This is a genomic window from Promicromonospora alba, from assembly GCF_042654905.1.
GTDB classification, from domain to species: Bacteria; Actinomycetota; Actinomycetes; order Actinomycetales; family Cellulomonadaceae; genus Promicromonospora; species Promicromonospora alba.
Genome location: NZ_JBHSFI010000009.1, coordinates 305255 through 331758 on the forward strand (window position 1 = coordinate 305255; position 26504 = coordinate 331758).

27 protein-coding genes are annotated in these 26504 nt (G+C 70.1%); 20 read left to right on the forward strand and 7 right to left on the reverse strand.

Translation table 11 applies throughout. The annotated features are described in order from the left end of the window. The first annotated feature begins 8 nt into the window (after positions 1-8). A complete protein-coding gene (locus ACFO6V_RS26775) occupies positions 9-251 on the forward strand; it encodes a LuxR C-terminal-related transcriptional regulator (protein WP_377141924.1) in 243 nt (80 codons plus the stop codon). Positions 252-374: 123 nt separating this feature from the next. Beyond that, complete coding sequence (locus tag ACFO6V_RS26780) at positions 375-818, forward strand: (deoxy)nucleoside triphosphate pyrophosphohydrolase (RefSeq protein ID WP_377141824.1); 444 nt, start codon at positions 375-377, stop codon at positions 816-818. On the opposite strand, the gene ACFO6V_RS26785 is transcribed toward ACFO6V_RS26780, so the two are convergent. Continuing rightward, on the reverse strand, positions 801-1622 hold the full coding sequence (locus ACFO6V_RS26785) for a 2-phosphosulfolactate phosphatase (protein ID WP_377141827.1): 822 nt from the start codon (positions 1620-1622) through the stop codon (positions 801-803). The two genes, ACFO6V_RS26780 and ACFO6V_RS26785, sit on opposite strands and share 18 nt — an antisense overlap. Before the next feature lie 518 nt (positions 1623-2140). Between ACFO6V_RS26785 and ACFO6V_RS26790 the strand changes: the two genes are divergently transcribed. From ACFO6V_RS26790 to ACFO6V_RS26830, 9 genes are all read left to right on the forward strand, one after another. Beyond that, positions 2141-2359 carry a hypothetical protein gene (locus ACFO6V_RS26790; protein WP_377141829.1) on the forward strand — a complete coding sequence of 73 codons (219 nt, stop codon included), beginning with the start codon at positions 2141-2143 and terminating at the stop codon, positions 2357-2359. 276 nt (positions 2360-2635) lie between these two features. Beyond that, on the forward strand, positions 2636-3439 hold the full coding sequence (locus ACFO6V_RS26795) for a hypothetical protein (protein ID WP_377141831.1): 804 nt from the start codon (positions 2636-2638) through the stop codon (positions 3437-3439). A 166-nt stretch (positions 3440-3605) separates the two neighbouring features. Further along, positions 3606-4409, forward strand: a complete 804-nt coding sequence (locus tag ACFO6V_RS26800) for a hypothetical protein (protein ID WP_377141834.1) — start codon at positions 3606-3608, stop codon at positions 4407-4409. A gap of 228 nt (positions 4410-4637) precedes the next feature. Then, a complete protein-coding gene (locus ACFO6V_RS26805; RefSeq protein ID WP_377141836.1) occupies positions 4638-5888 on the forward strand; it encodes an extracellular solute-binding protein in 1251 nt (416 codons plus the stop codon). 77 nt (positions 5889-5965) lie between these two features. Then, positions 5966-6841 carry a carbohydrate ABC transporter permease gene (locus ACFO6V_RS26810; RefSeq protein ID WP_377141838.1) on the forward strand — a complete coding sequence of 292 codons (876 nt, stop codon included), beginning with the start codon at positions 5966-5968 and terminating at the stop codon, positions 6839-6841. Beyond that, a complete protein-coding gene (locus ACFO6V_RS26815) occupies positions 6841-7764 on the forward strand; it encodes a carbohydrate ABC transporter permease (RefSeq protein ID WP_377141841.1) in 924 nt (307 codons plus the stop codon). Before ACFO6V_RS26810 ends, ACFO6V_RS26815 begins: the two co-directional genes overlap by 1 nt. 211 nt (positions 7765-7975) lie before the next feature. After that, on the forward strand, positions 7976-8920 hold the full coding sequence (locus ACFO6V_RS26820) for a methylenetetrahydrofolate reductase (RefSeq protein WP_116673066.1): 945 nt from the start codon (positions 7976-7978) through the stop codon (positions 8918-8920). Positions 8921-9092: 172 nt separating this feature from the next. Then, complete coding sequence (locus ACFO6V_RS26825; protein ID WP_377141845.1) at positions 9093-9539, forward strand: Hsp20/alpha crystallin family protein; 447 nt, start codon at positions 9093-9095, stop codon at positions 9537-9539. A gap of 176 nt (positions 9540-9715) precedes the next feature. Next, positions 9716-10954 carry a golvesin C-terminal-like domain-containing protein gene (locus ACFO6V_RS26830; protein WP_377141848.1) on the forward strand — a complete coding sequence of 413 codons (1239 nt, stop codon included), beginning with the start codon at positions 9716-9718 and terminating at the stop codon, positions 10952-10954. Between the two features lie 55 nt (positions 10955-11009). Here ACFO6V_RS26830 and ACFO6V_RS26835 read toward each other — a convergent pair whose 3' ends face one another. The 3 genes from ACFO6V_RS26835 to ACFO6V_RS26845 all read right to left on the reverse strand — a co-directional run bounded on the left by ACFO6V_RS26835 (position 11010) and on the right by ACFO6V_RS26845 (position 14815). Beyond that, positions 11010-11654, reverse strand: a complete 645-nt coding sequence (locus tag ACFO6V_RS26835) for a lysophospholipid acyltransferase family protein (protein WP_357448262.1) — start codon at positions 11652-11654, stop codon at positions 11010-11012. 99 nt (positions 11655-11753) lie between these two features. Continuing rightward, positions 11754-13637 (reverse strand): glycoside hydrolase family 2 protein, encoded by a 1884-nt coding sequence (locus ACFO6V_RS26840; RefSeq protein ID WP_377141851.1) that lies wholly within the window; start codon positions 13635-13637, stop codon positions 11754-11756. A 140-nt stretch (positions 13638-13777) separates the two neighbouring features. Then, complete coding sequence (locus ACFO6V_RS26845) at positions 13778-14815, reverse strand: LacI family DNA-binding transcriptional regulator (RefSeq protein ID WP_377141854.1); 1038 nt, start codon at positions 14813-14815, stop codon at positions 13778-13780. A gap of 159 nt (positions 14816-14974) precedes the next feature. On the opposite strand from ACFO6V_RS26845, the gene ACFO6V_RS26850 reads away from it, so the two are divergent. The 4 genes from ACFO6V_RS26850 to ACFO6V_RS26865 are packed head-to-tail and all read left to right on the forward strand — an operon-like array spanning position 14975 to position 19311. Then, complete coding sequence (locus ACFO6V_RS26850; protein ID WP_377141856.1) at positions 14975-16333, forward strand: extracellular solute-binding protein; 1359 nt, start codon at positions 14975-14977, stop codon at positions 16331-16333. A gap of 14 nt (positions 16334-16347) precedes the next feature. Beyond that, entirely contained in the window at positions 16348-17310 is a 963-nt protein-coding gene (locus ACFO6V_RS26855) for a carbohydrate ABC transporter permease (protein WP_377141858.1), read from the forward strand. Position 17311: 1 nt separating this feature from the next. Continuing rightward, entirely contained in the window at positions 17312-18223 is a 912-nt protein-coding gene (locus ACFO6V_RS26860; RefSeq protein WP_377141860.1) for a carbohydrate ABC transporter permease, read from the forward strand. Between the two features lie 17 nt (positions 18224-18240). After that, on the forward strand, positions 18241-19311 hold the full coding sequence (locus tag ACFO6V_RS26865; RefSeq protein ID WP_377141863.1) for an App1 family protein: 1071 nt from the start codon (positions 18241-18243) through the stop codon (positions 19309-19311). On the opposite strand, the gene ACFO6V_RS26870 is transcribed toward ACFO6V_RS26865, so the two are convergent. Beyond that, positions 19301-20584 (reverse strand): NYN domain-containing protein, encoded by a 1284-nt coding sequence (locus ACFO6V_RS26870; protein ID WP_377141866.1) that lies wholly within the window; start codon positions 20582-20584, stop codon positions 19301-19303. The two genes, ACFO6V_RS26865 and ACFO6V_RS26870, sit on opposite strands and share 11 nt — an antisense overlap. A gap of 108 nt (positions 20585-20692) precedes the next feature. Here ACFO6V_RS26870 and ACFO6V_RS26875 point away from each other — a divergent pair, with 108 nt between their 5' ends. Continuing rightward, complete coding sequence (locus ACFO6V_RS26875; RefSeq protein ID WP_377141868.1) at positions 20693-21310, forward strand: TetR/AcrR family transcriptional regulator; 618 nt, start codon at positions 20693-20695, stop codon at positions 21308-21310. 30 nt (positions 21311-21340) lie between these two features. Then, positions 21341-22213 carry an LLM class F420-dependent oxidoreductase gene (locus ACFO6V_RS26880; protein WP_377141870.1) on the forward strand — a complete coding sequence of 291 codons (873 nt, stop codon included), beginning with the start codon at positions 21341-21343 and terminating at the stop codon, positions 22211-22213. Positions 22214-22216: 3 nt separating this feature from the next. On the opposite strand, the gene ACFO6V_RS26885 is transcribed toward ACFO6V_RS26880, so the two are convergent. Both ACFO6V_RS26885 and ACFO6V_RS26890 read right to left on the reverse strand, forming a co-directional pair. Continuing rightward, positions 22217-22855, reverse strand: a complete 639-nt coding sequence (locus tag ACFO6V_RS26885) for a DNA-3-methyladenine glycosylase I (protein WP_377141873.1) — start codon at positions 22853-22855, stop codon at positions 22217-22219. A 120-nt stretch (positions 22856-22975) separates the two neighbouring features. Beyond that, a complete protein-coding gene (locus ACFO6V_RS26890; protein WP_377141876.1) occupies positions 22976-23863 on the reverse strand; it encodes a TetR/AcrR family transcriptional regulator in 888 nt (295 codons plus the stop codon). A 130-nt stretch (positions 23864-23993) separates the two neighbouring features. On the opposite strand from ACFO6V_RS26890, the gene ACFO6V_RS26895 reads away from it, so the two are divergent. The 3 genes from ACFO6V_RS26895 to ACFO6V_RS26905 are packed head-to-tail and all read left to right on the forward strand — an operon-like array spanning position 23994 to position 26492. Next, entirely contained in the window at positions 23994-24962 is a 969-nt protein-coding gene (locus ACFO6V_RS26895) for an ATP-binding cassette domain-containing protein (protein ID WP_377141879.1), read from the forward strand. Then, positions 24959-25726, forward strand: coding sequence for an ABC transporter permease (locus tag ACFO6V_RS26900; RefSeq protein ID WP_377141882.1), 768 nt, complete (start codon positions 24959-24961; stop codon positions 25724-25726). Before ACFO6V_RS26895 ends, ACFO6V_RS26900 begins: the two co-directional genes overlap by 4 nt. 46 nt (positions 25727-25772) lie before the next feature. Continuing rightward, positions 25773-26492, forward strand: coding sequence for a DUF2306 domain-containing protein (locus ACFO6V_RS26905; protein ID WP_377141885.1), 720 nt, complete (start codon positions 25773-25775; stop codon positions 26490-26492). The last annotated feature ends 12 nt before the right edge of the window (positions 26493-26504 follow it).

The window sequence follows — 26504 nt, forward strand, 5'->3', positions numbered from 1 at the left end:
CGGCCGCTGTGTGGAGGAAAACGACCATGAGCGTAATGACCCTTGACCACCGCGTGCCCAGCCTCACTCGTCGTGAGCGGGTAATCCTGGCGAACCTCACCGAGGACGCCACCCTCGAGCAGATCGCTCGACGCCTGTACGTCACCCGTAACACGGTGAAGACGCAGGTCCGTAGCGTTTACCGCAAGCTCGGCGTGTCCTCGCGTGCGGAGGCGATTGCCAAGGCGAACGAGTTCCAGCTCGCTGACTGACACACAGCACACCCGACGACGGCGCCACTCCCCAGAGGCGCCGTCGTCGTTCCTTGTCCGCGGACGCCGTCGGCGGGTCATCACGACCCGTCGGCGGCGTCTTCGGGTGGGAGACTGCTCCGCATGCAGGAGCCCCTCATCAACGTGGTCGCCGCCGCGATCGTGGACGACCTGAACCAACCCACCCGGCTGCTCGCCGCCCGCCGCTCTGCCCCGGCGGCACTCGCCGGCCGCTGGGAGTTTCCCGGCGGCAAGGTGGAGCCGGGCGAGGACCATCTCTCCGCGCTGCATCGTGAGCTCGACGAGGAGCTCGGCGTGACGGTGGCCGTCGGCGCCGAGCTTCCAGGTCCGGACGGCGGCGTGTGGCCGATCACCAGCAAGCACCGCATGCGGGTCTGGTTCGCGCAGCTACAGGACGGCGCGCCCGAACCGCTCGAGGACCACGACGAGCTGCGCTGGCTGACGGCGGCAGAGCTGGACGACGTCCCGTGGCTGGACGGGGACGTCCAGATCGTCACGGCCCTGCACGGGCACCTCGGACCAGATGGGTCAGTGCGCGCCGGCTGAGACGTTCCTGCGGTTACGAGCCGCCGCGACCCGGTGGCCGAGGGGTACGAACGCGCCGTCCATCAGCACCGGCACCACATCGGTGGCGTCGACCTCCGTGGCGATCGTGACGTCGTCGCCGAACCCGGAGTCGAGCAGCTCGCGACCGCTCGCGGTCCCGCCCACTGTGTCCATGATGTCCTTGGTGCCCTTCCAGAGGGCGATGGTCGCCGCGGTCTCGGGCGAGATGCTGACCTTGGGCAGCATCGTCGTGAGCCGCGTCGCGACGGCGCCGACGGCCAGGTAGTCCTCTAGTGCGGGGCGCAACGTGTCGTCGGGCCACCGTTCGCCCACGGGGACGAGCACGACGTCGTGCTTCTCCGACGCGTCCAGGTGTGCGGCCGCGAGGCCGGCCACCGCCTTCGCGTTGCGCAGGCTGCCCGCGACGATGAGGGCACCCCGGTTGGCGATGGTGTGGCAGATCTGCGCCGCGCTGGGCGACGGCAGGACGAGCCGTTCGGCGTCGAGGTCCTGCAGCGACGCGGGGGAGATGCTGATGCCGTCCTCCCACCGCGGGCCGGCGAGGGCGGCGCGCATGGTGCGCGCGAGCCGGGCTGCGCCCGCGGGATCGTGGTACGGGAACGGGTACACCCCGGCGCCCTGTTCGCAGGCGACGGTGACGGTGGTGGAGAAGGAGAGCACGTCCACGACGATCACGAGCGACGCGCGCGCATCCGTGGCGGTGAGGGCGAGTGCTCCGGAGATACCCCAGTCCGTGCGCACACGGGCAGGACGCTGGTCGAAGGCGGGGGACGTGTTTGCCACGAACGCATCGTAGTGTCACCTGAACTCGCCCATGTTTCGCGCTGAGCGAACACCATTGTGATTCGGGCTCTATTCACACGCCGGCCGTCGGGCCATGACCTCGCCGCGCAACGCTGCCGCTGAACGCTCCCCCGAGCCCGCCGGAAGGACCGAGCATGCGACGAGTCGCGTCCGCAGTGTCCCCGGTGGTGCCGCACAGAACCTTGACCAACGCACTGACCTGCGAAATCACCGGCGCGCTCCCGGTGAGCCCAGAACTTGGCGCCGCGGCCGGACGGTTCGCTGACCGCAGGGCGCACCGCGCGGCAGCGTTGTACCGACGTCTGCGAAACCCCGGGCGAGCACTCCGCCGCGTGTCGGCAAGGCCGTCGAAATTGCCGGAGATGTCACCCGCCTCGACCTCGATGACGGCGCCGCCGCCGCGGTCATCCGCCACGAGGGGCGTCGAGACAAGCCCGCTCCGGGCGGATCCGTGAGCTGGCCGTCAGCCCGAGCCGACAGGGCGGTAGATTTGGCTCATGAGTGATTTCGAAGTGGCCCGTAGGCAGAAGCAGGAGCCCACGGCGACCCTGCTGGTACGCGCGATCCTGTGCTTCGCGCTCTTCCTCGGCGGGTTCGCGCTGATCGCCATCGGCGGGGCCGACCAGGGCGCATCGGCGCCGTACCTGTTCGTCGCCGGCATCCTCGCCGTCGGGCTGTCGTTCGGTCTGCCGATGATCGGCGCCACCGAACGCTAGGCCACCCAACCCTAGACAGCGCATCTGGAGCGCCCGCCCGGTCTCGACCGGGCGGGCGCTCTCGCGTTGTCCAGCCCCGAGTCCTCGTTCGACTTCACCCTCGATCGTCGGTCTCCTACCCCCACGTTCCTCCGTGCCGGCTCGTACTAGGTGGTGTAAGGCCCGACGGCGAGCGACGTGCTCGCTCCGGGCGGGCGCTCTCGAACAGACAGGAACACCGCGATGTCTCTGCACAGCACCTCTCGCACTTCTCTCTTCCGCCGAGGTCTGGTGGCCGTGGCCACCGCCACGACGCTCCTCGCCGGCGGCTTGGTCGTCGCTCCGGTAGCGCAGGCAAGCTCGCCGCCGGTCGTCGATGTCCACAAGTCCCAGGGCACGACGGTCACCACGTCGATGAACGCCGCGGGCGACGACCTCAACGGCGACGTGGACACCCAGCAGATCGACTACCCCCAGTTCTCCTACCTGGTCGGCCTGAAGGCGGAGGGCGGGACCCTGCTGAGTGCGGAGGCCAAGGTGACGCTCCGGAAGGCCGACCGCAGGACGACCACCAGGATTCCGGTCAGGATGAAGCGCACCAGCACCGGCATGATGCACCGCGGATTCACGTTCCTCCACGAGGTCATGGCCCCCGGGGAGTACCTGGCGGGCGTCGAGCTCAGCGCCGTGGTGGTCAAGCCGGACGGCACCCAGGTCCGGCACGACATCGACGTGGACAACGGCAAGAGGATCCTGTTCCAGCGCGCCACCTATGTCACCGGTGCCATCTCGACGCAGGAGACCGACGGTCGTCCCGCGCGGATCACCGCCGTCGTGCGGGTGCTGCGGATCTCTGGTGACAGCACGCTCTCGTGGCACCGCGTCCGCTCGGGCAAGGCCGTCCTCTCGTTCGACGCCGACGGCCCCTACGAGCCGAAGAAGGCCGTCTTCATCCGGAACCTGAAGATCGGGTCCGACGGGCGGATCGCCACGCGCGTGGGTTCTCGCCACGGGTTCTGGAGGATCGACTACGTCGGGAGCTCCACCATCGCTCCCTCCGATGGCTGGATCCAGCAGGGCGAGTTCGAGTGCGGCTGCTGAAGCGTCGTCACGCTCAGCCGTCATCGTTTCCGTGCTGCCGTCCGTCCTCAGTGGTGAGCCCTGGCGGCGAGCGGCACGTTCACCGGGACAGGGCGCCATCGATCGGACAGGAACCGTGATGACTCCGAACAGCACGTCCCGTACTTCCATCCTTCGCCGGGGCCTGGTGGCTCTGGCAACCGCCGCCGGGCTGCTTGCCACCGGCCTTGTCGCCGCTCCGGCGGCGCAGGCGGCGCTCCCGCTCGTGGACGCCAGCGAGCGTGACGACACAGTGATCACGACCCGCATGAACGCGAACGGCCAGACGATCATGGCGACCAGCACCCGGATCGAGCCCGTGGAATTCAGGTACAAGCTCGACCTGCGCTGGACCGGTGGCCAGCTCCGCGCGTTCGACGGTGTGGTCACGCTCCAGGGCGTCGGCGAGACCCAGGTGCGCAGGTTCCCGGTCACCCTGGACGCCGACGGCGACGCGTCCGTGGAGGTCCCGCTCCCCGAGCGCATCAGGCCCGGGTTCTATCACGTGGGCATCGAGTACACCGCGGCGGTCAAGCGGCCCGACGGACGGCTGGTCCTGCACCACGTCGACGTCGACCAGGCAAAGAAGATCTCGCTCCGGCGCGACGTGCGCTTCCAGGGCGAGATCACGCATCCCACGGCGACCGACGGACGGCCGTCCCGGATCACTGCCCAGTTCACGTGGCTGCGCATCAGCAGCGACGGCGATCCCTCGTGGAGCCCGGTGCGGAACACGACGGTGCGGCTCTACCACGACCCGGACGGCTCCGGCGTATGGGAGGAAGAGCTCGTGTTCGTACGCACGCTCACCGTGGGCCCCGACGGCACCATCTCCACGGTCGTGCCGGCCCGCGAGGGGGCGTGGGTGCTCCGGTACGCGGGGAGCGACCGGGCCGACAGGGGGTACGGCGCGATCGAGCAGGGCAGCAACGGCGGAGGGTGCGGCTGCTGACCGCGTGAGGCCGGCCGCTGGCTCCGCCGTCGGGCCCGGGACGTGCAGAAAGAGGGTCGCAGCCGCGTGCTGCGGCCCTCTTTTTGGCTTCTCCACTGGCCTCGGGGGCCGTCTGGGGACACGCTGTTACCCGTATGTCACAGGTTTGTTAGAACCCTTGACAGATTACGGGGCAAGTGAAAACGTGACCTGCACCACGAACGAGCAGGACAAGCCCAAGGAGTAGCAATGGCGCAGTACAGGAGGCTCGGCGGGATCCTCGTGATCACGCTCGCCACGACGACCGGCCTGACGGCCTGCGGGTTCGGCGGTTCCCCGTCGGACGACGGCGCGGACGGTGGCGCGACCACTCTCGACCTGCTGGTCCCCAGCTACTCCGACGCGTCCCAGGGCCTGTGGGAGGACGTGATCACCGGGTTCGAGGAAGCCAACCCGGACATCGACGTGAACCTGCAGGTCGAGTCGTGGGACAACCTCGAGTCCGTGATCGCCACCAAGATCCAGGGTGGCGAGGCCCCGGACATCTACAACGGCGGCCCCTTCGCGGGCTTTGCCGCGGACGAGCTGCTGTACCCGGTCGAGGACGTCACCTCCGACGAGACCTACGCCGACTTCCAGCCCACGTTCCTGGAGAACGCCGCGGTCGGCGACACCACGTACGGCCTGCCCTGGATCGCCTCGGCCCGTGCGCTGTTCGTCAACGACGCGCTCCTCGAGGAGGCGGGCGCCGAGGTTCCCGCCACGTGGGACGAGCTGCTCGACTCCGCGAAGAAGGTCTCCGAGCTCGGCGGCGGTGTGGCCGGCTACGGCATGCCGCTCGGTTCGGAAGAGGCGCAGGCAGAGGCAGCCGTGTGGCTCTGGGGCGGCGGCGGCACCTTCGGTGACTCCGAGGCCATCACCATCGACACCCCGGAGAACGTCGCGGGCGCCGAGTTCATCAAGACGATGATCGACGAGGGCGCCACGCAGGCCGACGCCGGTGCGACCGACCGCAGCCCGCTGTTCGACATCTTCGTCCAGGGCAAGATCGGCATGCAGATCGGTCTGCCGCCGAGCGTGGGCCAGATCGAGTCGGACAACCCGGATCTCGAGTACTCGATCCACCCCATCCCCACCGAGGACGGCAGCCCGTTCACGCTCGGTGTGGCCGACCACCTCATGGCGTTCCAGAACGACGGCGACAAGCAGGAGGCCATCACTGCCTTCTTCGACTACCTCTACACCGCCGACGTGTACGTCCCGTGGGTCCAGGGCGAGGGCTTCCTGCCCACCACCCTGTCGGGCTCCGAGCAGCTGGCCGACGACGAGGCGCTCGCCCCGTTCCTCGAGGTGCTGCCGGACGCGCAGTTCTACCCGAGCACCAACCCGGACTGGTCGGCAGCGGACTCCGCGTTCAAGGCCCTCTTCGGCCAGCTCGACAGCGACAAGTCCGCCGAGGACGTGCTCGCCGAGATCCAGGGACAGGTCGACGCCGGCTGACGCCTGAGCACTGACCGCTCCAAGCAAGCACGCGTCGACGACACCCGACGCTGAACCGAAAGCACGAGGAACCCCTGGTGAAGGACCTTTTGAAGGCCCTGCCATGGATCGGGCCCGCGGTCGCGCTCATTGCGGCCGTGGTCCTGTTCCCGGTAGGCCTGATGTTCTGGAACTCGACCCGCGACATCAGTCAGAGCGGCGTGGACGACGGGGGCGTTGGCCTCGCGAACTTCGCGACGGTGGTCGGCTTCCAGTACTTCTGGCCGATCCTCGGGCGGACGGTCATCTGGGTGGTCGTCGTCGTGGGTCTCACTCTGCTCGGGTCGCTCGCCCTCGCAGCGCTGCTGAACAAGGCGTTCCCCGGGCGTCGCCTGGTGCGCATGGCCGTGATCGTGCCGTGGGCCGCCAGCGTGGTCATGACCACGCTGGTGGTGCACTACGGCCTCGAGCCGTACTTCGGCATCATCAACTCGTTCCTCGTGGACATCGGTCTGATCGACACCCCCGAGGGCTACGGCTGGACCCGGCACCCCGAGACCGCGTTCGCGTGGGCCATCGTGGTCGCCGTGTTCGTGTCGCTGCCGTTCACCACCTACACGATCCTGGCCGGCCTGCAGACGGTGCCCGGCGAGACCGTCGAGGCCGCGCGCATCGACGGCGCCAGCGGGCTGCGGACCTACTTCAGCGTGGTCCTGCCGCAGCTGCGGGGTGCGGTGTCGGTTGCGGTGCTGATCAACATCATCAACGTCTTCAACTCCCTGCCGATCCTGCGCGTCATGACGGGCTCCATCCCCGGTTACGACGCCGACACCGTGATGACCATGATCTTCAAGTACATGCAGAACCAGCGGCAGATCGACCTGGCCAGCGCGCTGTCCGTCATCGCGTTCCTGGTGGTCATCGGGATCGTCGCCATCTACGTGCGGGTCGTCCGCCCCCTCGAGGAGGTCTGATGACCGTGACCACCGCCTCGGCGACCGCGCCGCGCAAGGCGACCCGGCCGCCGTCGGACAACCCGAAGCGCGTGCGGAAGTACACAGCGGACCAGGTGCCGATCGGGTCCCTGCTGCTGCGCATGTTCGCAGGCCTCGTGGTGCTGGTGGTGTTCATGCTGCCGTACCTGATCATGTTCTTCGGCTCGGTGAAGACCAAGGCCGAGATCAGGTCGGTCGACCCCACCTACTTCCCCACGGAGTGGCACTGGGACAACTACGTCACGATGTGGGCCACGCCCGAGACGCCGCTGCTGCAGAACCTGATCTCCACCCTGGTGATCTCGCTGTGCGCCACGCTGCTCGTGCTCGCCGTGGCGCTGCCTGCCGCCTACTACACGGCGCGGTTCCGGTTCCCCGGCCGCCTCGTGTTCCTGTTCCTCGTGATCGTGACCCAGATGGTGCAGCCGGCGGTGCTCACCTCGGGCCTGTTCCGCCAGTTCATCGCCCTCGGGATCCTGGACACGTGGGCCGCGATGATCCTGGTCAACGCCGCGTTCAACCTGTCGTTCGCGGTCTGGATCATGCACAGCTTCTTCGCGAGCATCCCGAAGGAGGTCGACGAGGCCGCGCAGATCGACGGCGCCGGCACGTTCACCGTCCTGACGAAGATCAACCTGCCGCTGGTATGGCCCGGGATCGTGACGGCGGTGGTGTTCACGTTCGTCGCGTCCTGGAACGAGTTCGCGGCGTCGCTGGTGCTGCTGTCGACGGCCGGCAACCAGCCGCTGTCCGTGGCGCTGACGAAGTTCGTGGGTCAGTACGAGACGTCGTGGCACTACGTGTTCGGGGTGTCCATCGTGGCGATCGTGCCCGTGGTCATCCTGTTCATGGCCATCGAGAAGCGGCTCGTGGGCGGCCTGGTGGCCGGGTCGGTGAAGTAGGCGACTCGGCGCGTACAGTCGGTGAGCCGGGTCGTCTCGACCGTCGGACGAATTCTGTCCCAGTGGTGGACATTCGCTTAGCATGGTGGCGAACCCATCCAGAGCGGTCGAGAGTCCTGGCTCCCTGACACCGCAGCAACCTGCCGACTTCCTGCCTCGAGGCCGTGGCGTGAGGACGTAAGGTGCTCACGCCAGGTTCGATGGAGCAGCCATGGTCGCCGAGGTACACCCGCACCGCCCCACGGTGTCGTTCGAGCTCATGCCACCGCGCCGGCCCGACGCCGCACCGAACTTCTGGGAGACGGCTCAGCGCCTCGTGGCGGCCCGCCCGGACTTCGTGTCCGTCACGTACGGCGCCGCGGGTGGCGACCGCGCGACGTCGCGCGAGGTGCTCGCCACGCTGCTCAGGGGCACGCCCGTGCTGCCGGTGGCCCACCTGACCTGCGTGGGTGCGTCCCGCGAGGACGTGTCCGAGGTGATCGACGAGTTCCTCGACGCCGGCGTGCGCTCGTTCCTCGCCCTGCGGGGGGACCCGCCGCGCGACGAGCCGGACTGGCGTCCCGCGGACGACGACGTGCGGTCCAGCATCGACCTGGTCCGGCTGCTGCGGCAGGTGGACGAACGTCGTTGTGCGGCGGACGCCAGCACCGCCCTGCGGTCGGCCGCCCGCCCGCTCACCATCGCCGTCGCGACGTTCCCGGACGGCAATCCCGGGGCCGGCACCACGCGTGAGCAGGAGGTGCGGCGGCTCCTGGAGAAGCAGGAGGCCGGCGCGAGCTTCGCGATCACCCAGTTCTTCTACCGTGCCGAGTCCTATACCGGGTTCGTCGAGTCGGCTCGCTCGGCGGGGGTGACCATCCCGATCCTCGCCGGGATCCTGCCCGCCACGGAGGCCCGTCGCCTGCGCCGCGTCGAGGAGCTCACGGGCGTCGCCGCGCCGGCCGGCCTCCTGCGGGAGCTCGACCGGCTCACGGGGCCCGGCGGCGACGTCGACCCCGAGGCCCAGCACGAGCGGGGCCTCCAGTACTCCACGACGCTCGCCCGCGACGTGCTTGACGCCGGTGCCCCCGGCGTCCACGTGTACACGTTCAACAAGCATCGGCCGGCTCTGGACCTGCTCGAACGCGTAGGCCTGACGGGTCGGGCGGCAGCCTGACCGGGTCCGCTCCGGGCATGTTCGCCGGGAGCGATCGGGTGCGTCCAGGGGGTTGGCACTCTCGGAGTGAGAGTGCCAGAATTGAGGCGTAGCCGGACGGCGGCCAGCCCCGTCGTCGATCGCTGCGGCCCTGGAAGGGCCAGGGCCGCATCGTTGTAGGAGGTGATGCGCGATGGCTACCTACTGGGACCCGTTCCAGGAGATGGACCGGTTGTTCAGCACGTTCGCCGGCAACGCTCGGCAGTCCGGCGGTATGCCGATGGACCTGTTCCGCACGGGTGACCACTACGTCCTGTCGATGGACCTGCCCGGCGTCGACCCCGGCACCATCGACGTGTCGGTAGAGGACCGGACGCTCACGATCCGCGCCGAGCGCACGCAGCGGTCCGACGGTGACGCCCAGTGGCTGGTCCGTGAGCGGCCCACGGGGACGTTCGCACGGCAGCTCACGGTGGGCCGCGGGCTCGCCCTCGACAGCATCTCGGCCTCGTACGCCGACGGCGTCCTCTCGCTGACGATCCCGGTCAGCGAGGACGCGAAGCCGCGCAAGGTCGAGGTGTCGCACACCGGCAGTGCGACGTCGATCGCCCAGGGCGCGTCGCAGACCATCGAGTCCTAGGGCTCACCTGTCAGACGCCCAGGTCACTCCGGTGGCCTGGGCGTCTGACGTGCCGGGGGCCGGGAGGCATCGCGTGCAGGATATGGCCCGGATGTGATGTGTCGGAGGGCAGCGCAGTGGCCGATACTACGGAGGCAATCGGCCCGTATCAGCGCGACCGACCCGTGGAGGCACCCGTGCACGAACACGTCCCCAGCTCCACCGACCACAGCCACGACAACCACGACAGCCGTGGCTCGCTCGACCGGCGCGACCTGCTGCGCAGCGCCGTCGTCCTCGGCATCGGTGCCGCGGGCGCGACCATAGCGGCTCCCGCGAGCGCGGCAGCTGCGGCGGCCCCGGCGGCGGTCCTGGCGGCAGCTCCTGCGGCGCGGGCGACCGACGTCCAGCAGTCCCTGGCGCCCGACCCGGAGGCGCCGGCTGACGCTCCTCCCGGGGCCCTGGCCGGGGTGGAGGTCGCGGCGCCGGTCATCGCGAGCTGCAGCACCTGGGGCGCTGCTGCCGCCCGGGGCACCATAGAGACGGTCTCGACCAACCCGAACAAGATCTTGATCCACCACACGGCGTCGGCGAACGTCACCGACTACTCGCAGGCCGCCGGCTACCAGATCGCCCGCGACATCCAGCAGTGGCACTTCGAGAACGGCTGGGTCGACACCGGCCAGCACCTCACGCTGAGCCGCGGCGGTTACGTGATGGAGGGCCGGCACGGGTCGCTGGCCAGGCTCCAGAGCGGCAGCGGAACGGTGGTGGGCGCGCACGCCCCGGGGCAGAACAGCCAGGCCATCGGCATCGAGAACCAGGGCACGTACACGAGCGCCACGCCGCCGGCGCAGCTCTGGAGTCGTCTGGTCGAGCTGTGCGCCTACATCTGTGACCAGTACGGGATCGCACCGACGCAGATCTACGGGCACCGGGACTACACCGCGACGGCCTGCCCGGGCGACGTCCTGTACTCGATGCTGCCGCAGCTCCGGTCGGAGGTGGCGGCAGCTCTGGCAGGCTCCAGCTGGTCGGTCATCGTCGACAACACGTCGCCGGGATTCGCGGCGGGCGGGTCATGGCTGACGTCGTCCTTCTCGGCCGAGCGCTACGGCGCGAGCTACCGCTACGCGACGCCTGCCGAGGTGAGCGACCTGGCGACGTTCTCGGCCACCATCCCGTCCGACGGTTCGTACCGGGTGGAGGCGTGGTTCCCCGGCATCGAGGGCTACAACACGTCCACGCCCTTCATCGTCTACACGGGGACCAGCTCGTCGACCGTCCGGGTGGATCAGTCCGCGGGTGGCGGCGCCTGGCTCTCGCTCGGCACGTACGCCATGACGGCGGGCACCCGCCAGGTCGTGGCCGTCAGCCGCTGGACGCAGGGCACGGCGTACGTGATCGCGGACGCCATCCGCATCACCCGCCTCTGACCTGTCAGACACACAGGTCATTCCGGTGACCTGTGTGTCTGACAGGTCGGGGACGCTAGTCGTCCGCGCGTTCCTGGCCGCTCATCGCCTGGATGGACTGCATGACCTGCTCCGTCAGCTCGCGGCGGGCCTGGGCGGGCTTGGTGCCCGCCGCGATCTGGCGGGACGGGTCGATGGGCACGCCGAAGTGCAGCTCCACCCGGGCGAACCGCGGCATCTTGCCGATGGGCTTCACCTTGTCCGTCCCGAGCAGGGCCACGGGCACGACGGGCGCCTTGCCGGTCAGGGCCAGCCAGGCGACTCCGGTGTGCCCCTTGTGCAGCTTGCCGTCGCGCGAGCGCGTGCCCTCGGGATAGATGCCGAACGCGCCGCCGCGCTGCAGCACGGCGAGCGCGTCCTCGAGGGAGCGCTGGCCGGCACGCGGGTCGTCCCGCTGCACCGGGATGTCGCCCATCTTGGTGAAGAACCAGCGGGAGAAGCGCCCCTTGATCCCCTTGCCGGTCCAGTACTCGGCCTTGGCCAGGAACGCGACGTGGCGCGGCGCCATGATCGGGATGAGCAGCGAGTCGATGAACGACAGGTGGTTGCTCGCCAGGATCACGGCGCCGCGCTTCGGGATGTTCTGCAGGCCAGTGACGCGCGGGCGCAGAAGCACTAGCACGAGGAGCGAGAGGATGAGCTTGAGGAACCGGTACGTCACCGGCCTATTGTGCACCCCTCAAGCGAACCTGTGGACTGGGTGATATGTGGTGAAAAAGACTAAAGAGACCCACAAGAAGCCCGTCTCCTGCCACCACGTCTAGCTGACTGAAGCGTCGGCGTTCTCCGCCGCCTCCACGGCCGCGACCTGGACCTGCACCTCCCGCACGCGCGCGACGTCGAGCTTCTCGCTGCGGTCGAACCGGTAGATCCCGTTCTCCTCCTGGAACACGTCGGTGAGCTGTGTGTAGCAGTAGGCGAACATGCGCGGGTCGCCGAGCAGCGCCTCCGTGAGCCCGCGGAACCGGGTGTGGAACTCCTCCTCGTCGGCTACGCGCTGGCCGTAGCCCCACGAGTCCGGAGAGCTGCCCGACGCCGTGGCGGCCACGTCCGGGTTCCACCAGATGCCGCCGTACTCGCTGACGAAGTACGGCTGACCCCGGTACGGCACCGACATCTTGGTGCCGTCGTCACGCGTGTTCTCGTACGGCTGCCCGTCGGCGAGCCCGCCCACGAGCTCCGCGAACTTCTCCGGCTCCTGCTCGTACAGGTGTGAGTCCCAGATATCGGTCTCGAGGACGCGGTGCGAGTAGCCGCTGGCGTCCAGGACCGGGCGGGACGGGTCGGCGACCTTGGTGGCGAGCCACATCGCCCGGGTGACGTCGTCCAGCTGCGTCATGCGGTCGTGCAGGTCCTGGTGCGTCTCGTTGAGCGGGCACCAGCCGACGATCGACGGGTGGGAGTGGTCGCGCTGCAGCGCCTCCATCCACTCGGCGACGAACGACGTCGTCGGCCGCTGGCCGTCGGCGGGGGTGCCGTAGCCACTGACGCCCCAGTCGCCGAACTCGCCCCACACGAGGTAGCCGAGCCGGTCGGCGTGGAACAGGTAGCGCTCCTCGAAGACCTTCTGGTGCAGGCGCGCGCCGTTGAACCCGGCCGCGAGGCCCAGCTCGATGTCGCGCGCCAGCGCGGCGTCCGACGGCGCGGTCATGAGCGACTCGGGCCAGTAGCCCTGGTCGAGCACGAGCCGCTGGAACACTGCCTCGCCGTTGATCCGCACGGCTTGTCCGTCGATGGACACGGAGCGCAGGCCGCCGTAGGAGCGCACGGAGTCGACGACGGCGCCGTCCGCGTCCCGCAGCTCGACGTCGATCCCGTACAGGTGCGGGTCGCCGGGCCCCCAGGTGCGTACGCGGTCCGCGGGTACGACGACGCGCAGCGCGGGCGCCAGGTCGAGGTCGGCGCGCGCGGTGGCGGTCGCCACCTCGCCGTCGGCGTCGGTCAGGGTGACCGTGACCGTGTGGCCGCGGCGGTTCGCCGACAGCGGCACCACGACGTCGAACGCCGTGCTGGCCAGGTCGGGCGTGATGCGCGGACGGCGCAGGTGTGCGGCCGGGACCGGCTCCAGCCACACCGTCTGCCAGATGCCCGTGGTGCGGGTGTAGTTGCACTCGAAGTTCGCGTAGCGGTTGCTCTGCTTGCCGCGGGCCTGCGGCCCGTGCCGCGTGTCGCGGGCCCGCACGACGACGGTGACGGTGTCCCCGGGGGCGGCGATGCCGTGCAGGTCGGCCGTGAACGGGGTGAACCCGCCGCGGTGCCGCACCACCTCGGTGCCCTCGACCCATACGGTGGTGTCGTGGTCGACGGCGCCGAAGTGCAGCAGGACGTGCGGGTCGTCGCCCACGGCGGCCCACTCCGCCGGGACGGTCACCTCGCGGCGGTACCAGACCGCCTCGAGGAAGTCGGTGTTCTCGATGCCGGAGAGCTGCGACTCGGGTGCGAACGGCACGACGATCTCGTCCTGGAGCGGGTGCTCGACGAGGCCGCGCTCCAGGCCGGAGTCGCCCGGGTCGACCTCGAACTGCCAGGTGCCGTTGAGATTGAGCCAGCGGTCGCGGGCCATCTGCGGGCGGGGATACTCGGGGCGCGGTACGGCGGTGGCCGTCGGTTCGCCGGCGGGCGAGAAGCGGTCGAGGAAGGTCATCAGCTGCTCCGTTGCGTCTACGACAGGTGCGCGGTGATTCAACACCGCATCCGAGCGGAATGCAACGTTGTATCAGTCGAGTGGGCGTCGCCAGGCCTCGCATGGCCCGGGATCAGGCCGTGCGAGGGGCTGCTGAAGGCTCAGCCGCGACTGCTCTCCCGGACCAGCAGGCGGTGCGGCACCAGCGCGTCGACCGGCTCGACGGCGGCGTTCTCGAGCTGCGCGAGGATCCGGTCCACGGCGGTCTCCGCGATCGCGCGCAGGTCCGGTGCCACGGTCGTCAGCGACGGGTTCGAGTACCGGCCGTCCTCGGTGTTGTCCCAGCCCGTCACGGCGAGGTCGGCAGGGACCCGCACCCCGTTGCGCCGCAACGCATAGAGGGCGCCCAGGGCCAGCTCGTCGTTGGCGCACACCAGCCCGTCGATCTGGCCGATCCGGGGCAGCACCTGCTCGATGGTCTCCGCGCCCGCCGGCCGCGAGAACTGAGGGCACTGGAGCACCCAGCGCTCGTCGACCTCGATGCCGGCGGCCGCGTGGGCGTCGAGGAAACCCTGGACGCGCTGCGCGCCGGTACGGCCGGCACCCGGCGGCTCGGCGCCGAGGAACCCGAGCCTGCGCCGTCCCGAATCCAGCAGATGCGCCGTGACCTGGGCCGCGGCGTCCACGTTGTCGATGCTGACGTGGTCCGTCCGACGCGTGCGGGTGGGGTCCGGGTCGGCCCGCTCGCCCAGGAGCACGAGGGGTACGGGACCGCGCACCTCGTCGATCTCGGCGGGGGACAGCTCCAGCGGCGAGAAGATGATGCCGTCGATCGCCTGGACGTCGAAGCCGCGTGCCACCTCGAGCTCGGTGTCGCGCGAGGACCTCGTCTCCTCGATGAGCACGCGGTACCCGCGGGAGCTGCCGACCTCGATCACCTCGTGGGCGAGCACCGAGAAGTACGGCGCGTGCACCCATGGCACGGCGAGCGCGAGCGTGTTGGTGCGGCCCCGCCGCAGCTGGCGTCCGGCGAGGTTGGGCCGGTAGCCCAGCTCGGCGATCACGGCCTCCACCCGCGCCCGGGTCGCGTCACCGACGCGTCCCGTGTCGTTCACAACGTTGGAGACAGTTTTCCAGGAGACGCCCGCAGCCGCTGCGACCTCCTTGATGCCGACGCGGCGCCCCGCTTGCTCCGACAACCCATCCACTTCCTTCCACACCCGTTGCTGACTCGTTGCCCCTTGACGGGACGCTCGGTCTAGTCCATCGTGATCCAACGTTGGATCGCAACGTTGCACCATTGGAGGTCGACGATGACCGAGCTACGAGGACGTGGCATCCCAGGGCAGGGAAGCCCTGTGATCGCGTCAAGAACCCGCAGTCGTGCCGAGAGCTCCGGCGGCCTGAGCCGCCGTGACCTGCTCCGCGCGGCCCTGGTCGGCGCCGGTGGAGTCGCGCTGGGCGGGGCGCTCGCGGGCTGCGCCGCACCGGGCGCCGTCGGTGCGGGCCGGACGCCGGTCATGATCTGGGACCTGTTCTCGGGCGGTGACGGCGCGCTCATGCAGGAGATGGTGGGCGCGGTCGCGTCGGCGAACCCGGACATCGCCGTCGAGTCGACGACGCTGGCCTGGGGGCCGCCGTACTACACCAAGCTGGCGATGGCGTCGTCGGGCGGACGGCCGCCGGAGGCCGCCGTCATGCACATGTCCCGGCTGGCCGGGTACGCACCGGGCGGGCTCCTGGAGCCGTTCGACCTGGACGCGCTCGCCCAGCTCGGGGTGCGTGAGGAGCACTTCGCCCCCGCCGTCTGGCAGAAGGCCCAGTACGACGGCCAGCTCTACGCGCTGCCGCTGGACACCCACCCGTACATCACGTTCCACAACCCGACGATCATCAAGGACGCCGGCCTCGCGCGAGCGGACGGCAAGCTCGACCTGGACGCCGTCACCGGCGCCGACGCCTTCCTCGCGGCCGGCCGCGCGATGTCCGAGGTCACGGGCGAGACCGGCGTCGGCTGGGGCTACCAGCGTGACCCCGCCGGATGCTGGCGCATGTTCTGGGGCCTCTACTCGCAGAACGGCGGCGAGTACGAGCTCACGCCGGGCCGCCCCGCGGCGCTCGACGAGGAGGCCGCCGCGGAGGTCTTCGAGTTCCTGCAGGAGATGGTCGACGGCACGGTCGCCGCGAGGAACCAGGACGGCAACGCCGCCGCCGCTCGTTTCATGTCCCAGCGCACGGGCATGATGTTCGCCGGCGAGTGGGACCTGCCGATGTTCCGCGACGCGCTGCCCGACGTCGGGGCCACGCAGTTCCCCGCGATCTTCGACACACCGGCCAACTACGCCGACTCCCACGCGTTCGTGCTGCCCCGCCAGGGTCAGCCCGACCCTGCCGGGCGCGAGGCGACCTATCGCGTCCTCGCCGGCCTCCTCAAGGAGGGTCTGACCTGGGCCTCGGCCGGGCACATCCCCGCCTACCAGCCCATCGTCGAGGAGCCCGGGTACCAGGAGCTCACGCCGCAGCGCGACTACGCACCCGCCGCAGAGATCGCCGTCTTCGATCCCGACGCCTGGTTCACCGGAGGCGGCAGCGACTTCCAGAACCGCATGGCCGACGCGATGACGGACACCCTCGCCGGCAAGGCTCCCGGCCGTACGGCCGTGACCCGGATGCTGAGCGAGATGGACCGGTTCCTCGCACTGCCCAACCCCGCCTGAACGAGAGGACGACGATGACTGTCTCGAATACCGGCGTCACGGCGCCCGCGGGGCCGGCTCTGCCTGAGACCCCCGCGAGACGTTCCGGCACGGACGCTGGAACGCCCCGCAAGTCCATGCGTGAGCGGGACAGGTCCGGGTACCTGTTCGTCGCGCCGTTCGCCGTCGCCACCGGCCTCTTCCTCGTGGTGCCGACGCTCTACGGCCTGTGGATGAGCTTCACGAACCAGAGCCTCACCGGGGCCGGCAGCGAGTTCATCGGCTTCGCCAACTACGTGGAGGCGTTCGGCGACCCCCAGGTCTGGCAGACGCTCTGGCACACCGTGTGGTTCACCATCCTCAGCACCGTTCCGCTGGTGCTCGTGGCCCTGGTCATGGCGCTGCTCGTGCACACAGGCCTGCCCGGCCAGTGGGTGTGGCGCATGTCGTTCTTCGCGCCGTACCTGCTGACCAGCGCCGTGGTCTGGCACCTGAGCAACTGGATGTTCCAGCCCGACATCGGCCTGCTGGACACCTGGATCACGGGCCTCGGCCTGGATCCGCTCGGCTGGCTCACCGACGAGAACGTCGCGATGTTCTCCATCGCCGGGGTCACCGTGTGGTGGACCGTCGGCTTCAACTTCCTGCTCTACCTGGCGGCGCTGCAGGGCATCCCGGCCCAGCAGTACGAGGCCGCGACGATCGACGGCGCGGGCGGCTGGCGGCGGCTGTTCTCCATCACGCTGCCCCAGCTCCGCACGATCACGGGCGTCATCGTCGTGCTGCAGCTCCTCGCGTCGCTCAAGGTGTTCGACCAGATCTACATGCTCACCGCGGGCGGACCCAACGGCAGCACGCGGCCGATCCTGGAGTACATCTACGACACCGGCTTCACCAACTACCGGCTCGGCTACGCCTCAGCGATCTCGTACGTGTTCTTCGCCCTGATTCTCGTGTTCACGCTGGTGCGGCTGCTGCCGGCCCGGAAGGAGGCCTGAGATGGCCGTCGCCGACATCACCGTCGTCCGCCGGACGAAGGCACTGCAGGAGCGGGCCGAGAACCAGGCCCTCACCAGGCTGACCATCGGCCCGTCGCCCTGGGCGCGCGCCGGGGCGCTCGCGGCGCTCGTCGTGCTCGCCGGGGCCTGGCTCGTGCCCATCGTGTGGGGCGCGGTCACCAGCTTCAAGCACGAGGCCGAGGCAGCGCTCCCCGCGTCGTTGCTGCCCACCATGGGCTGGACGCTGGACGCCTACCAGAAGGTGCTCGGCAACAGCGACCTGCTGCTGTGGATGTGGAACAGCCTGGTGGTCGCCGTGCTGGTCACGGCGCTCACGGTGCTCATCTCCGCGATGGCCGCCTTCGCGTTCTCGCAGACCCTCTTCAAGGGCCGGGCGCTCATGCAGTGGCTGACCCTCGCGGCGATCATGATGCCCGGCCAGATCCTCATCGTGCCGCTGTTCCGGGAGATGCAGGTCCTGGGGCTCGTGGACACGGTCGCCGGCATCGTGCTCCCGCAGGTGGTCGCCCCCGTGATGGTGTTCATCCTCAAGCGGTTCTTCGACGCGATCCCGCAGGAGCTGCTCGACGCCGCCCGGATCGACGGCGCGGGGTCGTGGCGGCTGTTCTGGACCATCGTGCTCCCGCTCTCGCGGTCGATCCTCGTGGCGGTGGCGATCTTCGTGTTCATCGGCGCGTGGAACAACTTCCTGTGGCCGTTCATCATCACCACCGACCCGCAGTTCATGACCCTGCCTGTCGGCCTGTCCACGGTGAAGGACGCGTACGGCGTGCAGTACGCGCAGAACATGGCCTCCGCGATGATCGCGGCGTTGCCGCTGCTCATCGTGTTCATGCTCTTCCAGCGCCGCATCGTGCAGGGTGTCGCGACCACGGGCATGGGCGGGCAGTAACAGGCGACAATCGGGGTGTGGCCACTCCTACTCCGCACCCCTCACAGCGCCCACACCTCGCCGCGGTGGTGGAGGACCACTTCTACGCCGCGGCGGGGTGGGTGCTGCGCCGGGCAGGCTGGCATCCCCGCCTCGAGACCTACAGCGGCTACGGCACGCCGGACCAGGTACGGGTGCTCGCGCGCGTGCTGCTCTCCCGCCCGCGCCCGGCGGCCCCGGACCTCGAGGCGCTCCGCGCCGGGCGGCGCGGGTTCCGCCACTTCCTCACCGTGCCGGTGCCGCACTGCCGTGTGCGGCTCCAGGTCGGTGACCACATCTCCGTCGTGACGAGCGACCGCGCGGGCTACATCGACGTCGAGCTGCCCACCGACGCCCCGCTGTCGGCCGGGTGGCACTCCGCGAACCTGACGGTGCTCGACGAGGCCAACCCGTGGGAGGCCGAGGCGTTGATCCGGGTGCTCGACGAGCGGACCGAGTTCGGTGTCATCAGCGACATGGACGACACGACGATGGTGACCGCGGTGCCGCGGCCGCTGCTCGCGGCGTGGAACACGTTCGTGCGGCACTCCAGCGGACGGCGAGCCGTACCCGGCATGCCCGAGCTGTACCGGACCCTGCAGCAGGCGCACCCGGACGCCAGCTTCTTCTACCTGTCGACCGGTGCGTGGAACACCGCGAACACGCTGCGCGCCTTCCTCTCGCGGCACTCCTACCCGCGCGGACCGCTGCTCCTGACCGACTGGGGGCCGACCCTCACCGGCTGGTTCCGCAGCGGACCGGCCCACAAGGAAGCAAGCCTCGAGCACCTGATGTCGTGGTTCCCGCACGTGCGCTGGCTGCTCATCGGCGACGACGGCCAGCACGACCCGCAGATCTACGCGAAGGCCGTGGACCGCCGTCCCGACCGCGTGCGGGCGGTGGCGATCCGGCAGCTCACCGGCGGGCAGCAGGTCCTCGCCGGGAACCTCCCGGACGGCGGCACCCCGGACGCCGACCTCGAGGTGCGTCCGGTGCCGACCGTCTACGGCCGGGACGGCGGCGAGCTGACCCGCCAGCTCGCCGCGATCCCTGGTGTGCTCAAGCGGTGACGAGGTAGTCGTCCGCGTCGTCGTCCCAGGCCAGGGACACGGCGCCGGCGGCTTCCGCGGCCTTCGCGAACTGGAGGAACCCGCGGAAACCGAGCGCCTTCTCCGAGAAGTCGGGGCGCTTCTTGCGCACGGCGTTCTTCAGCCCGGAGAGCGCGGCCGAGCCGCCCGACTCCCGAACCACGTCACGTAGCAGCACGAAGGCCGCATCGGTGTCGCCCTGCTCGGGCAGCGAGACCTCGGGGTCGCCCGTCGACGGGCCCGCCGCGAGCTCGACGAACCCGCGGTCGGCGAGGAACCGCAGGAACTCACCGAACGTACGGAACCCGTAGTCGGACTCGCTGAACGTCGGGTCCTTGCGCAGCAGCGTGCGCTTCAGGGCGGACGCCGTCACGGCGCCGCTCGTCGAGGACTGCAGGTCGGCGAGGGTCTGCGCCACACGTACCTCCATGGGCGCGTCGCTCGATGCCGGGACCTCCTCCTCGTGCTCGCTCACGTCGGTCTCCACCTCGGCCTCGGGGGCGACCTCGACGGGTACGGGCGCGGGGTCGGTCTTCTTGCGGCGACGGGTGGCGGGCTTCGCCTCGGGCTCGACGACGACGTCGGGTACGGAGGCGTCGGGTGCGGAAGCCTCGGCGACGGCCTCGGCAACCGCTTCGGCGGCCTTGGCGCGGCGCGAGGTCGTGGGGGCCTTCTGGGCGGTCGCGGCGGCAGCGGCGGCGCGGTCCGGCGCGGAGGCCGGCCGGCGCGAGCGGGAGCCGCGCTTCGGGGCCGGGGCGCCCTGGTCCTCGTCGGGTACCTCGACGCCTTCGAGGCGGTCGTAGAAGAGGAACTCGTCGCAGGCGGCGGGCAGCAGCCGCGACGTCGACTTCTCGACGCCGACGCCGATGACGCGCTTGTTCAGCTCACGCAGCTTGTGGACGAGCGGCGAGAAGTCGCTGTCACCCGTGCACATCACGAACGTCGAGATGTAGTCGCGCTCGAAGGCCATCTCGATGGCGTCGACCACCATCTTGATGTCGGCCGCGTTCTTGCGGGACGCACCCATTCGCTGCGTCATCTCGATCAGCTCGACCTGGTGCCGGGTCAGCATGCGTCGGTCCTCGTCGAAGTACGACCAGTCCGCGTAGGCCCGGCGCGCGACGACGCGGCCGCGCACGGCGAGGGCGTCGGCGATCGGGCCGAAGTCGAACTGCATCCCGCCCAGGTGCTCCCTGGCGCCCAGCGCCAGGTTCTCGTAGTCGATGAAGACTGCAAGGCGTTCTTCGAGATCCATGCTCGCCACTCTAGGGGGTTTCCAGGTCGCCGAGCGAAAGGGTGAAATATGCCGTGTCGAGCGCTGCCGTCCCGGTCCCGGAGCCGCTTGTTCCCTACTATCGACCACATGGCCGAGGTAACCGCCGACTACGAGGATGCGATCTCCAGCCGGAGTCGCATCATCGCCGCTGCGGTGCGCCTCACCTGTGCCGACGGCTGGTCGAAGGTGACGATGGGCCGTCTCGCGGGAGAGGCGGGCGTGAGCAGGCAGACCGTGTACAACGCGGTCGGCAGCCGGGAGGACCTGGCCGAGGCGATGGTGCTCACCGAGTCGGCGAAGTTCATCTTCACGATCGTCGAGGGCTTCGAGAACCACCCGGACGACCTGCTGGCAGCGATTCACGCGGCCGTGGAGAACACACTGGTGCTCGCCGAGGGGAACGCGCTGCTGCGCGCGGTGGTCTCGGCGACGCACGGCGCGGACACCGAGCTGCTGCCGTTGCTCACCACCCACTCGGAGCCGCTGCTCGGCACGCTGATGGTCGTGGTGCAGGACCGGGTCGACCAGTACGAGATCGACCTGGAGCCGGAGCAGATCACGGCGGTCATCGACATGGTGGTGCGGTCCGCGCTGAGCCACGTCATGCAGCCGACGGCGACACCGCGCAAGACGGCCGACTCGATCACCTGGTTCGTTGCCCGGATCCTCGGGCGTGCGGGAGAGCTCACCGGCTCCCGCGCTTGACGTCGCGTCTCGGGGGAGGAGGATCGAGGCATGCGAATCGGCACCCACTTCATGCGTTTCGACTCGATGGAGCCCGCCCGGATGCGGACCGAGCTGGCGGACGCCGCCCGGTACGCGGACGACGGTGGCGTCACGTGGGTCTCCGTGATGGACCACTACTTCCAGATGGAGCACCAGGGCTTTCCGGCGTCGGACCCGATGCTGGAGGCGTACACGACGCTCGGCTACCTCGCCGGGGTCACCGAGAAGGTGCAGCTCGGCGCGCTGGTGACCGGCGTGACGTACCGCTATCCCGGCCTGCTGGCCAAGATCGTCGCGTCGCTCGACGTGGTCTCGGGCGGCCGCGCCACGTTCGGCATCGGCGCTGCCTGGTACGACAAGGAGCACGCGGCCCTCGGGGTCCCGTTCCCGCCGCTCAAGGACCGCTTCGAGATGCTCGAGGAGACGGTCCGGATCGCGCGCCAGATGTACGACCTGGACAACGACGGCCCCTTCGAGGGCAAGCACTACCAGCTCGCCGAGACGCTGTGCTCGCCGGCCCCGCTGTCCGGTCCGGAGATCATGATCGGCGGTTCCGGTGAGAAGCGGACGCTCCGCCTCGTCGCGCAGTACGCGGACGCGTGCAACCTGTTCGCCGAGACGCCCGAGCGGCTCCGCCACCTGCTCGACGTGCTGCACCGGCACTGCGACGACGTCGGCCGCGACCCCGCCGACATCCGCGTCACGATGCTGCACCGCGGCGCACCGATCGGCCCCGGTGATACCGCGGCGTTCGTCGAGGAGATGCGTGGCTTCGCCCAGCACGGGGTGGACACCGTGATCCTGCGGCCGCCGGCCACGTCCCTCGCCGAGTGGGTCCGCGATGCCGTACTGCCGGTGGTGGAGCCCTGCGCCGAGCTGTGACGCTCAGGTAGCCGTGCCCTGCTCGGTCGCGCCGGCGCGACCGAGCACCACCGGACACGTGGCCAGGTGGTCGTCCACCAGGCCGCAGGCCTGCATCGCCGCGTAGGCGGTCGTGGGCCCGATGAACCGGAAGCCCTCCTTCTTCATCGCCTTGCTCATGGCCTTCGACCCGGGGGTCCACGCCGGGAGGTCCGCGAAGGTCGCCGCGCGCGGGCGGTCGACCGGTTCGGGGGCGAAGGACCAGAACAGCTTGTCGAGCGTGCGGCCGGACTCGTGCAGCGCGACGACGGCCCGGGCGTTCTCGATCGTGGCCTCGATCTTCATGCGGTTGCGGATGATGCGGGCGTCGGCGAGCAGCCGCTCGACGTCGTCCGGGCCGAACGCCGCTACCCGCTCCGGGTCGAAGCCCTCGAAGAGCTCTCGGAACGCCGGCCGCTTGCGCAGCACGGTGATCCAGGAGAGCCCTGACTGGAAGCCCTCCAGGGCGATGCGCTCGAGCAGGGCCGACTCGCCGTGCACGGGCACGCCCCACTCCTCGTCGTGGTAGGCCTCGTAGAGCGCGATGCCGTCGCCGAAACACCGCAGGGCCGCGCCCGGCGCCGTCGCTGCCGTCTTGTCGTCTGTCAGGGGATCACTTGTCACGGCACCACTCTGACGCACGCCACCGACAGTCCACTCGTTCCGGCCGTTCGCCTGTGGACAACGTCCGAAAATCGCTGGCTGTGGTCGCGCCAGAACCGTTGCGGCGACGGGCGGAGGGGCTCACGACCCGTCGTCGGGAAGAGCGCCACAACGCCGTAGGAAAGCCTCGATACCGTCGAGCACCACAGAGATACCGAAGGCGATGTCGTCCTCGGAGTGCGCGGTCATGGAGTCCTCCGGCCAGGTCGCGAACGACTCGAAGAGGTTCGGGTACATCGTGGGGTCGGCGTACGTGGAGAGCACGGTCTCGAAGTCGGCGTACGGGTTGGCCGCGTCGATCGCCGCGGGATCCAGCTCGGACTCCGGGGTCCCGTCAGGCAGCCCGGACTCCCGGAGCACCTGCTGCACCGCCGCGCGCCGGGACTCGATATGGACGCGCGACTCGCCGAGGACGTGCTGCGCGAGCAGTCCGATGACCGCCAGCTTCGCGTCGGCCGGAAGCTCGACCGGCTGCAGGACCCCGAAGGCCTGGTCGATCCAGCGCACCCGGTTCGGACCCGGCGGCGCGGCGGACAGCGGCAGCTCGAGCATCCACGGGCGGGCGATGCCCAGCTCGATCTGAGCGCGGGTCCAGCGTTCGAGCCCCGCGCGCCAGCCGATGCCGGCCGGGATGTCGGGCAGCTCCGCGGCCACGGCGTCGGCCATCAGGACCAGCAGCTCCTCCTTGCCGGAGACGTGCCGGTACAGGGCCATGGGCGTATAGCCGACGGCGTCCGCGATCCGGGCCATCGAGACGGCGGCGAGGCCCTCGGCGTCGGCCAGGTCCAGTGCGGCCTGCACGATCTGCGCGGCGGACAGCGCGGGTTTGGGGCCGCGCCGGCGGGGGGCCGCGGCGCCCCACAGTCGCTGCACGACAGCGGGCAGCTCGCGCGTCGCACCTGTGCCGTCCGGCTGTCCGGGTGTTGCCTGCGGCTGCTCGGCGGGTTCGGGCGTGGTGTCGGTGCTCATCGGATCCCATCCTGCCCTGATCAGCCACGCGAGCCGATCCGAAACTCTCTTGACCACATACTGTTTACGCTCCACACTAAAACGCGTAGGTCATACACAGTAACTGGCTGCCGCCAGGAGGAGAGAGACGATGACAGCGATCGTGACGGCCGAAGGCCTGCACAAGTCCTTCGCCAGACGGGGCTCGTCGAGCCCGCCGGTGCTTGACGGGCTCGACCTGGAGCTCGAGGAGGGACAGGTACTCGCGCTGCTCGGCCCCAACGGTGCGGGCAAGACCACCACGGTCCGCATCCTGGCGACGCTGCTGCGACCCGATGCGGGCCGCGCGACGGTCGCCGGGTTCGACGTGGTCCGGGACGCGCGCCGGGTCCGCGAGGTCATCAGCCTCACGGGACAGCAGGTGGCCGTCGACGACAAGCAGTCGGGCGCCGAGAACCTCACGATGATGGGCCGCCTCGCGCATCTTCCGCGCCGGGTCGTGCGGGACCGCGTGGCGGAGCTGCTCACGGCGTTCGACCTGGCGGACGCGGCGCACCGGCAGGTCGGCACCTGGTCCGGCGGCATGCGTCGTCGGCTCGACCTGGCGGCGGGCCTGCTGACCCGGCCCCGGGTCATGTTCCTCGACGAACCCACCACGGGCCTCGACCCGAGGTCACGACAGGCGCTGTGGGACGTCGTCCGCGACGTGGTCGACGAAGGCACCAGCGTGTTCCTCACCACCCAGTACCTCGAGGAGGCGGACCGGCTCGCGCAGCGGGTGGCGCTCGTCGACGGCGGCCGGATAGTCGCCGACGGCACTCCCGCCCAGCTCAAGAGCCAGGTCGGCGAGGCGGGCGTCGAGCTGACGTTCGCCACCCCGTCCGACGTCGGCCGGGTCGCCCCCGCGCTCGGGGTCGCGACCGTCGACGGCGTGCGGGTACGCGTGCCCACCGACGGCTCCGTCGGGCACGTGCGGACCGTGCTCGCCGCGGTCGAGGCCACGGGAGTGACACCGGAGCACTGGGAGGTCCGGGTGCCCAGCCTCGACGACGTCTTCCTCACCCTGACCGGGCACGTCGGCAAGGAGAGCTCGGCACGAGCGGCGGGGGTGGCGGCATGACGCACCTGGTGAGCGACGTCTCCACCATGGCGACGCGCAGCCTGCGCCTCGTCTCGCGGGACGTGGACGCCATGATCACGGCAGTCGTGCTGCCCGTGATCATCCTGCTGATGTTCGTGCTCGTCTTCGGCGGCGCCGTCGACATCGGCACCGACTACATCAACTACGTGACGCCGGGCGTGATCCTGCTTGCGGCCGGGTTCGGCGCGGCGAACACCGCGCTGGCCGTGGAGAGCGACATGTCGAGCGGCATGGTGGACCGGCTCAGGTCGATGCCCATGACGGCCTGGACGGTGCTGTCGGGTCACGTGGTCGCGAGCCTGGTGAAGAACCTGGTCACCACCGCCATCGTGTTCGGGGTGTCGATGGCGCTGGGCTTCCGCCCCGAGGCCTCGGTCCTGGAGTGGCTCGCCGCGGTAGGCATGATCCTGCTCTTCGTCGGCTGGATCACCTGGCTCGCCGCCCTCGTGGGCGTGCTCGTCCGGTCGCCCGACGCGGCCGGCGGTTTCTCGTTCTTCGTGATGTTCCTGCCCTACGTGTCGAGCGCCTTCGTGCCGGTCGACACGCTGCCGTCCTGGCTGCGGGGCTTCGCGGAGCACCAGCCGGTGACGCCGGTGATCGAGACCGTGCGCGACCTGCTCTCGGGTGGCACGCCGGCGACGGCGGACCCGACGGGCGTGGCGGTGCTCGCCGTCGGCTGGTGCCTAGGGCTCGGCCTGCTCTTCGCGGTGGCGGCCGGCCTGGCGTTCCGTGCCCGGCGCTGACCCGGCGCACGTCCCGACCTTCCGGCCCGACGAAAGCAGGTAAGACATGGCAACAGAAACGACCACCGCACCGGCTCCGGCCCGCTCGACCCGGAAGGTCCGCTGGTGGCGGCGTCCCTGGATCGCGCCGCTGGCCGTCGTCACCGCGTTGTTCCTGGTGAGCACGCTCCCCCGCTACGTGGGCCTGGACCCTTCGCTCTCCCTGGTCCCCACCGACCGCGGCCCGGTGTTCTACCCGGCGCTCGTGACCCACATCCTCGCGGGGTCGGTGATGCTGAGCGCGGCCGTGCTGCAGCTCTGGCCGTGGCTGAGGGCCCACCACCCACGGGTGCACCGGTGGAGCGGCCGCGTCTACGTGGCCTCGGCGATCGTGACCGGCATCGGGGCCCTGGTGACCGCGCAGTTCCCGAGCTCGGGGGTCGGGCAGCAGGTGGCGAACACGTTCCTGGGCATCCTGCTCCTGGCGACCACCCTGCTCGGCTTCCGTGCGGTACGGCAGCGCCGGTTCGGTGACCACCGGGAATGGATGATCCGGAGCACCGCGCTGGCCTTCTCGATAGTGGCCAACCGGTTCTGGTCCACCGCGCTCATCGTCGCCTACGTGCCGGGTGCACTGACCGACCCGGACCTCGCGTTCGGCGCTCCCGAGATCGAGGGTGCGGTGGTCGCCTCCGCATGGGTGTCGTGGATCGTGAACCTCATGTTCGCCGAGTGGTGGATCCACCGGAAGCCGAAGAAGCGCGGCCGGGCCCAAAAGGTTCGGTGAGTGTCAGTGCCT

Excerpts from the sequence above, each read along its gene's own strand:
- ACFO6V_RS26855 (WP_377141858.1), top strand. The coding sequence starts at position 16,348 with ATGACTGTCTCGAATACCGGCGTCACGGCGCCCGCGGGGCCGGCTCTG.
- ACFO6V_RS26790 (WP_377141829.1), top strand. The coding sequence starts at position 2,141 with ATGAGTGATTTCGAAGTGGCCCGTAGGCAGAAGCAGGAGCCCACGGCG.
- ACFO6V_RS26840 (WP_377141851.1), bottom strand. The coding sequence starts at position 13,637 with ATGACCTTCCTCGACCGCTTCTCGCCCGCCGGCGAACCGACGGCCACC.
- ACFO6V_RS26860 (WP_377141860.1), top strand. The coding sequence starts at position 17,312 with ATGGCCGTCGCCGACATCACCGTCGTCCGCCGGACGAAGGCACTGCAG.
- ACFO6V_RS26870 (WP_377141866.1), bottom strand. The coding sequence starts at position 20,584 with ATGGATCTCGAAGAACGCCTTGCAGTCTTCATCGACTACGAGAACCTG.
- ACFO6V_RS26890 (WP_377141876.1), bottom strand. The coding sequence starts at position 23,863 with ATGAGCACCGACACCACGCCCGAACCCGCCGAGCAGCCGCAGGCAACA.
- ACFO6V_RS26780 (WP_377141824.1), top strand. The coding sequence starts at position 375 with ATGCAGGAGCCCCTCATCAACGTGGTCGCCGCCGCGATCGTGGACGAC.
- ACFO6V_RS26805 (WP_377141836.1), top strand. The coding sequence starts at position 4,638 with ATGGCGCAGTACAGGAGGCTCGGCGGGATCCTCGTGATCACGCTCGCC.
- ACFO6V_RS26900 (WP_377141882.1), top strand. The coding sequence starts at position 24,959 with ATGACGCACCTGGTGAGCGACGTCTCCACCATGGCGACGCGCAGCCTG.
- ACFO6V_RS26880 (WP_377141870.1), top strand. The coding sequence starts at position 21,341 with ATGCGAATCGGCACCCACTTCATGCGTTTCGACTCGATGGAGCCCGCC.
- ACFO6V_RS26820 (WP_116673066.1), top strand. The coding sequence starts at position 7,976 with ATGGTCGCCGAGGTACACCCGCACCGCCCCACGGTGTCGTTCGAGCTC.
- ACFO6V_RS26825 (WP_377141845.1), top strand. The coding sequence starts at position 9,093 with ATGGCTACCTACTGGGACCCGTTCCAGGAGATGGACCGGTTGTTCAGC.
- ACFO6V_RS26905 (WP_377141885.1), top strand. The coding sequence starts at position 25,773 with ATGGCAACAGAAACGACCACCGCACCGGCTCCGGCCCGCTCGACCCGG.
- ACFO6V_RS26815 (WP_377141841.1), top strand. The coding sequence starts at position 6,841 with ATGACCGTGACCACCGCCTCGGCGACCGCGCCGCGCAAGGCGACCCGG.
- ACFO6V_RS26895 (WP_377141879.1), top strand. The coding sequence starts at position 23,994 with ATGACAGCGATCGTGACGGCCGAAGGCCTGCACAAGTCCTTCGCCAGA.
- ACFO6V_RS26875 (WP_377141868.1), top strand. The coding sequence starts at position 20,693 with ATGGCCGAGGTAACCGCCGACTACGAGGATGCGATCTCCAGCCGGAGT.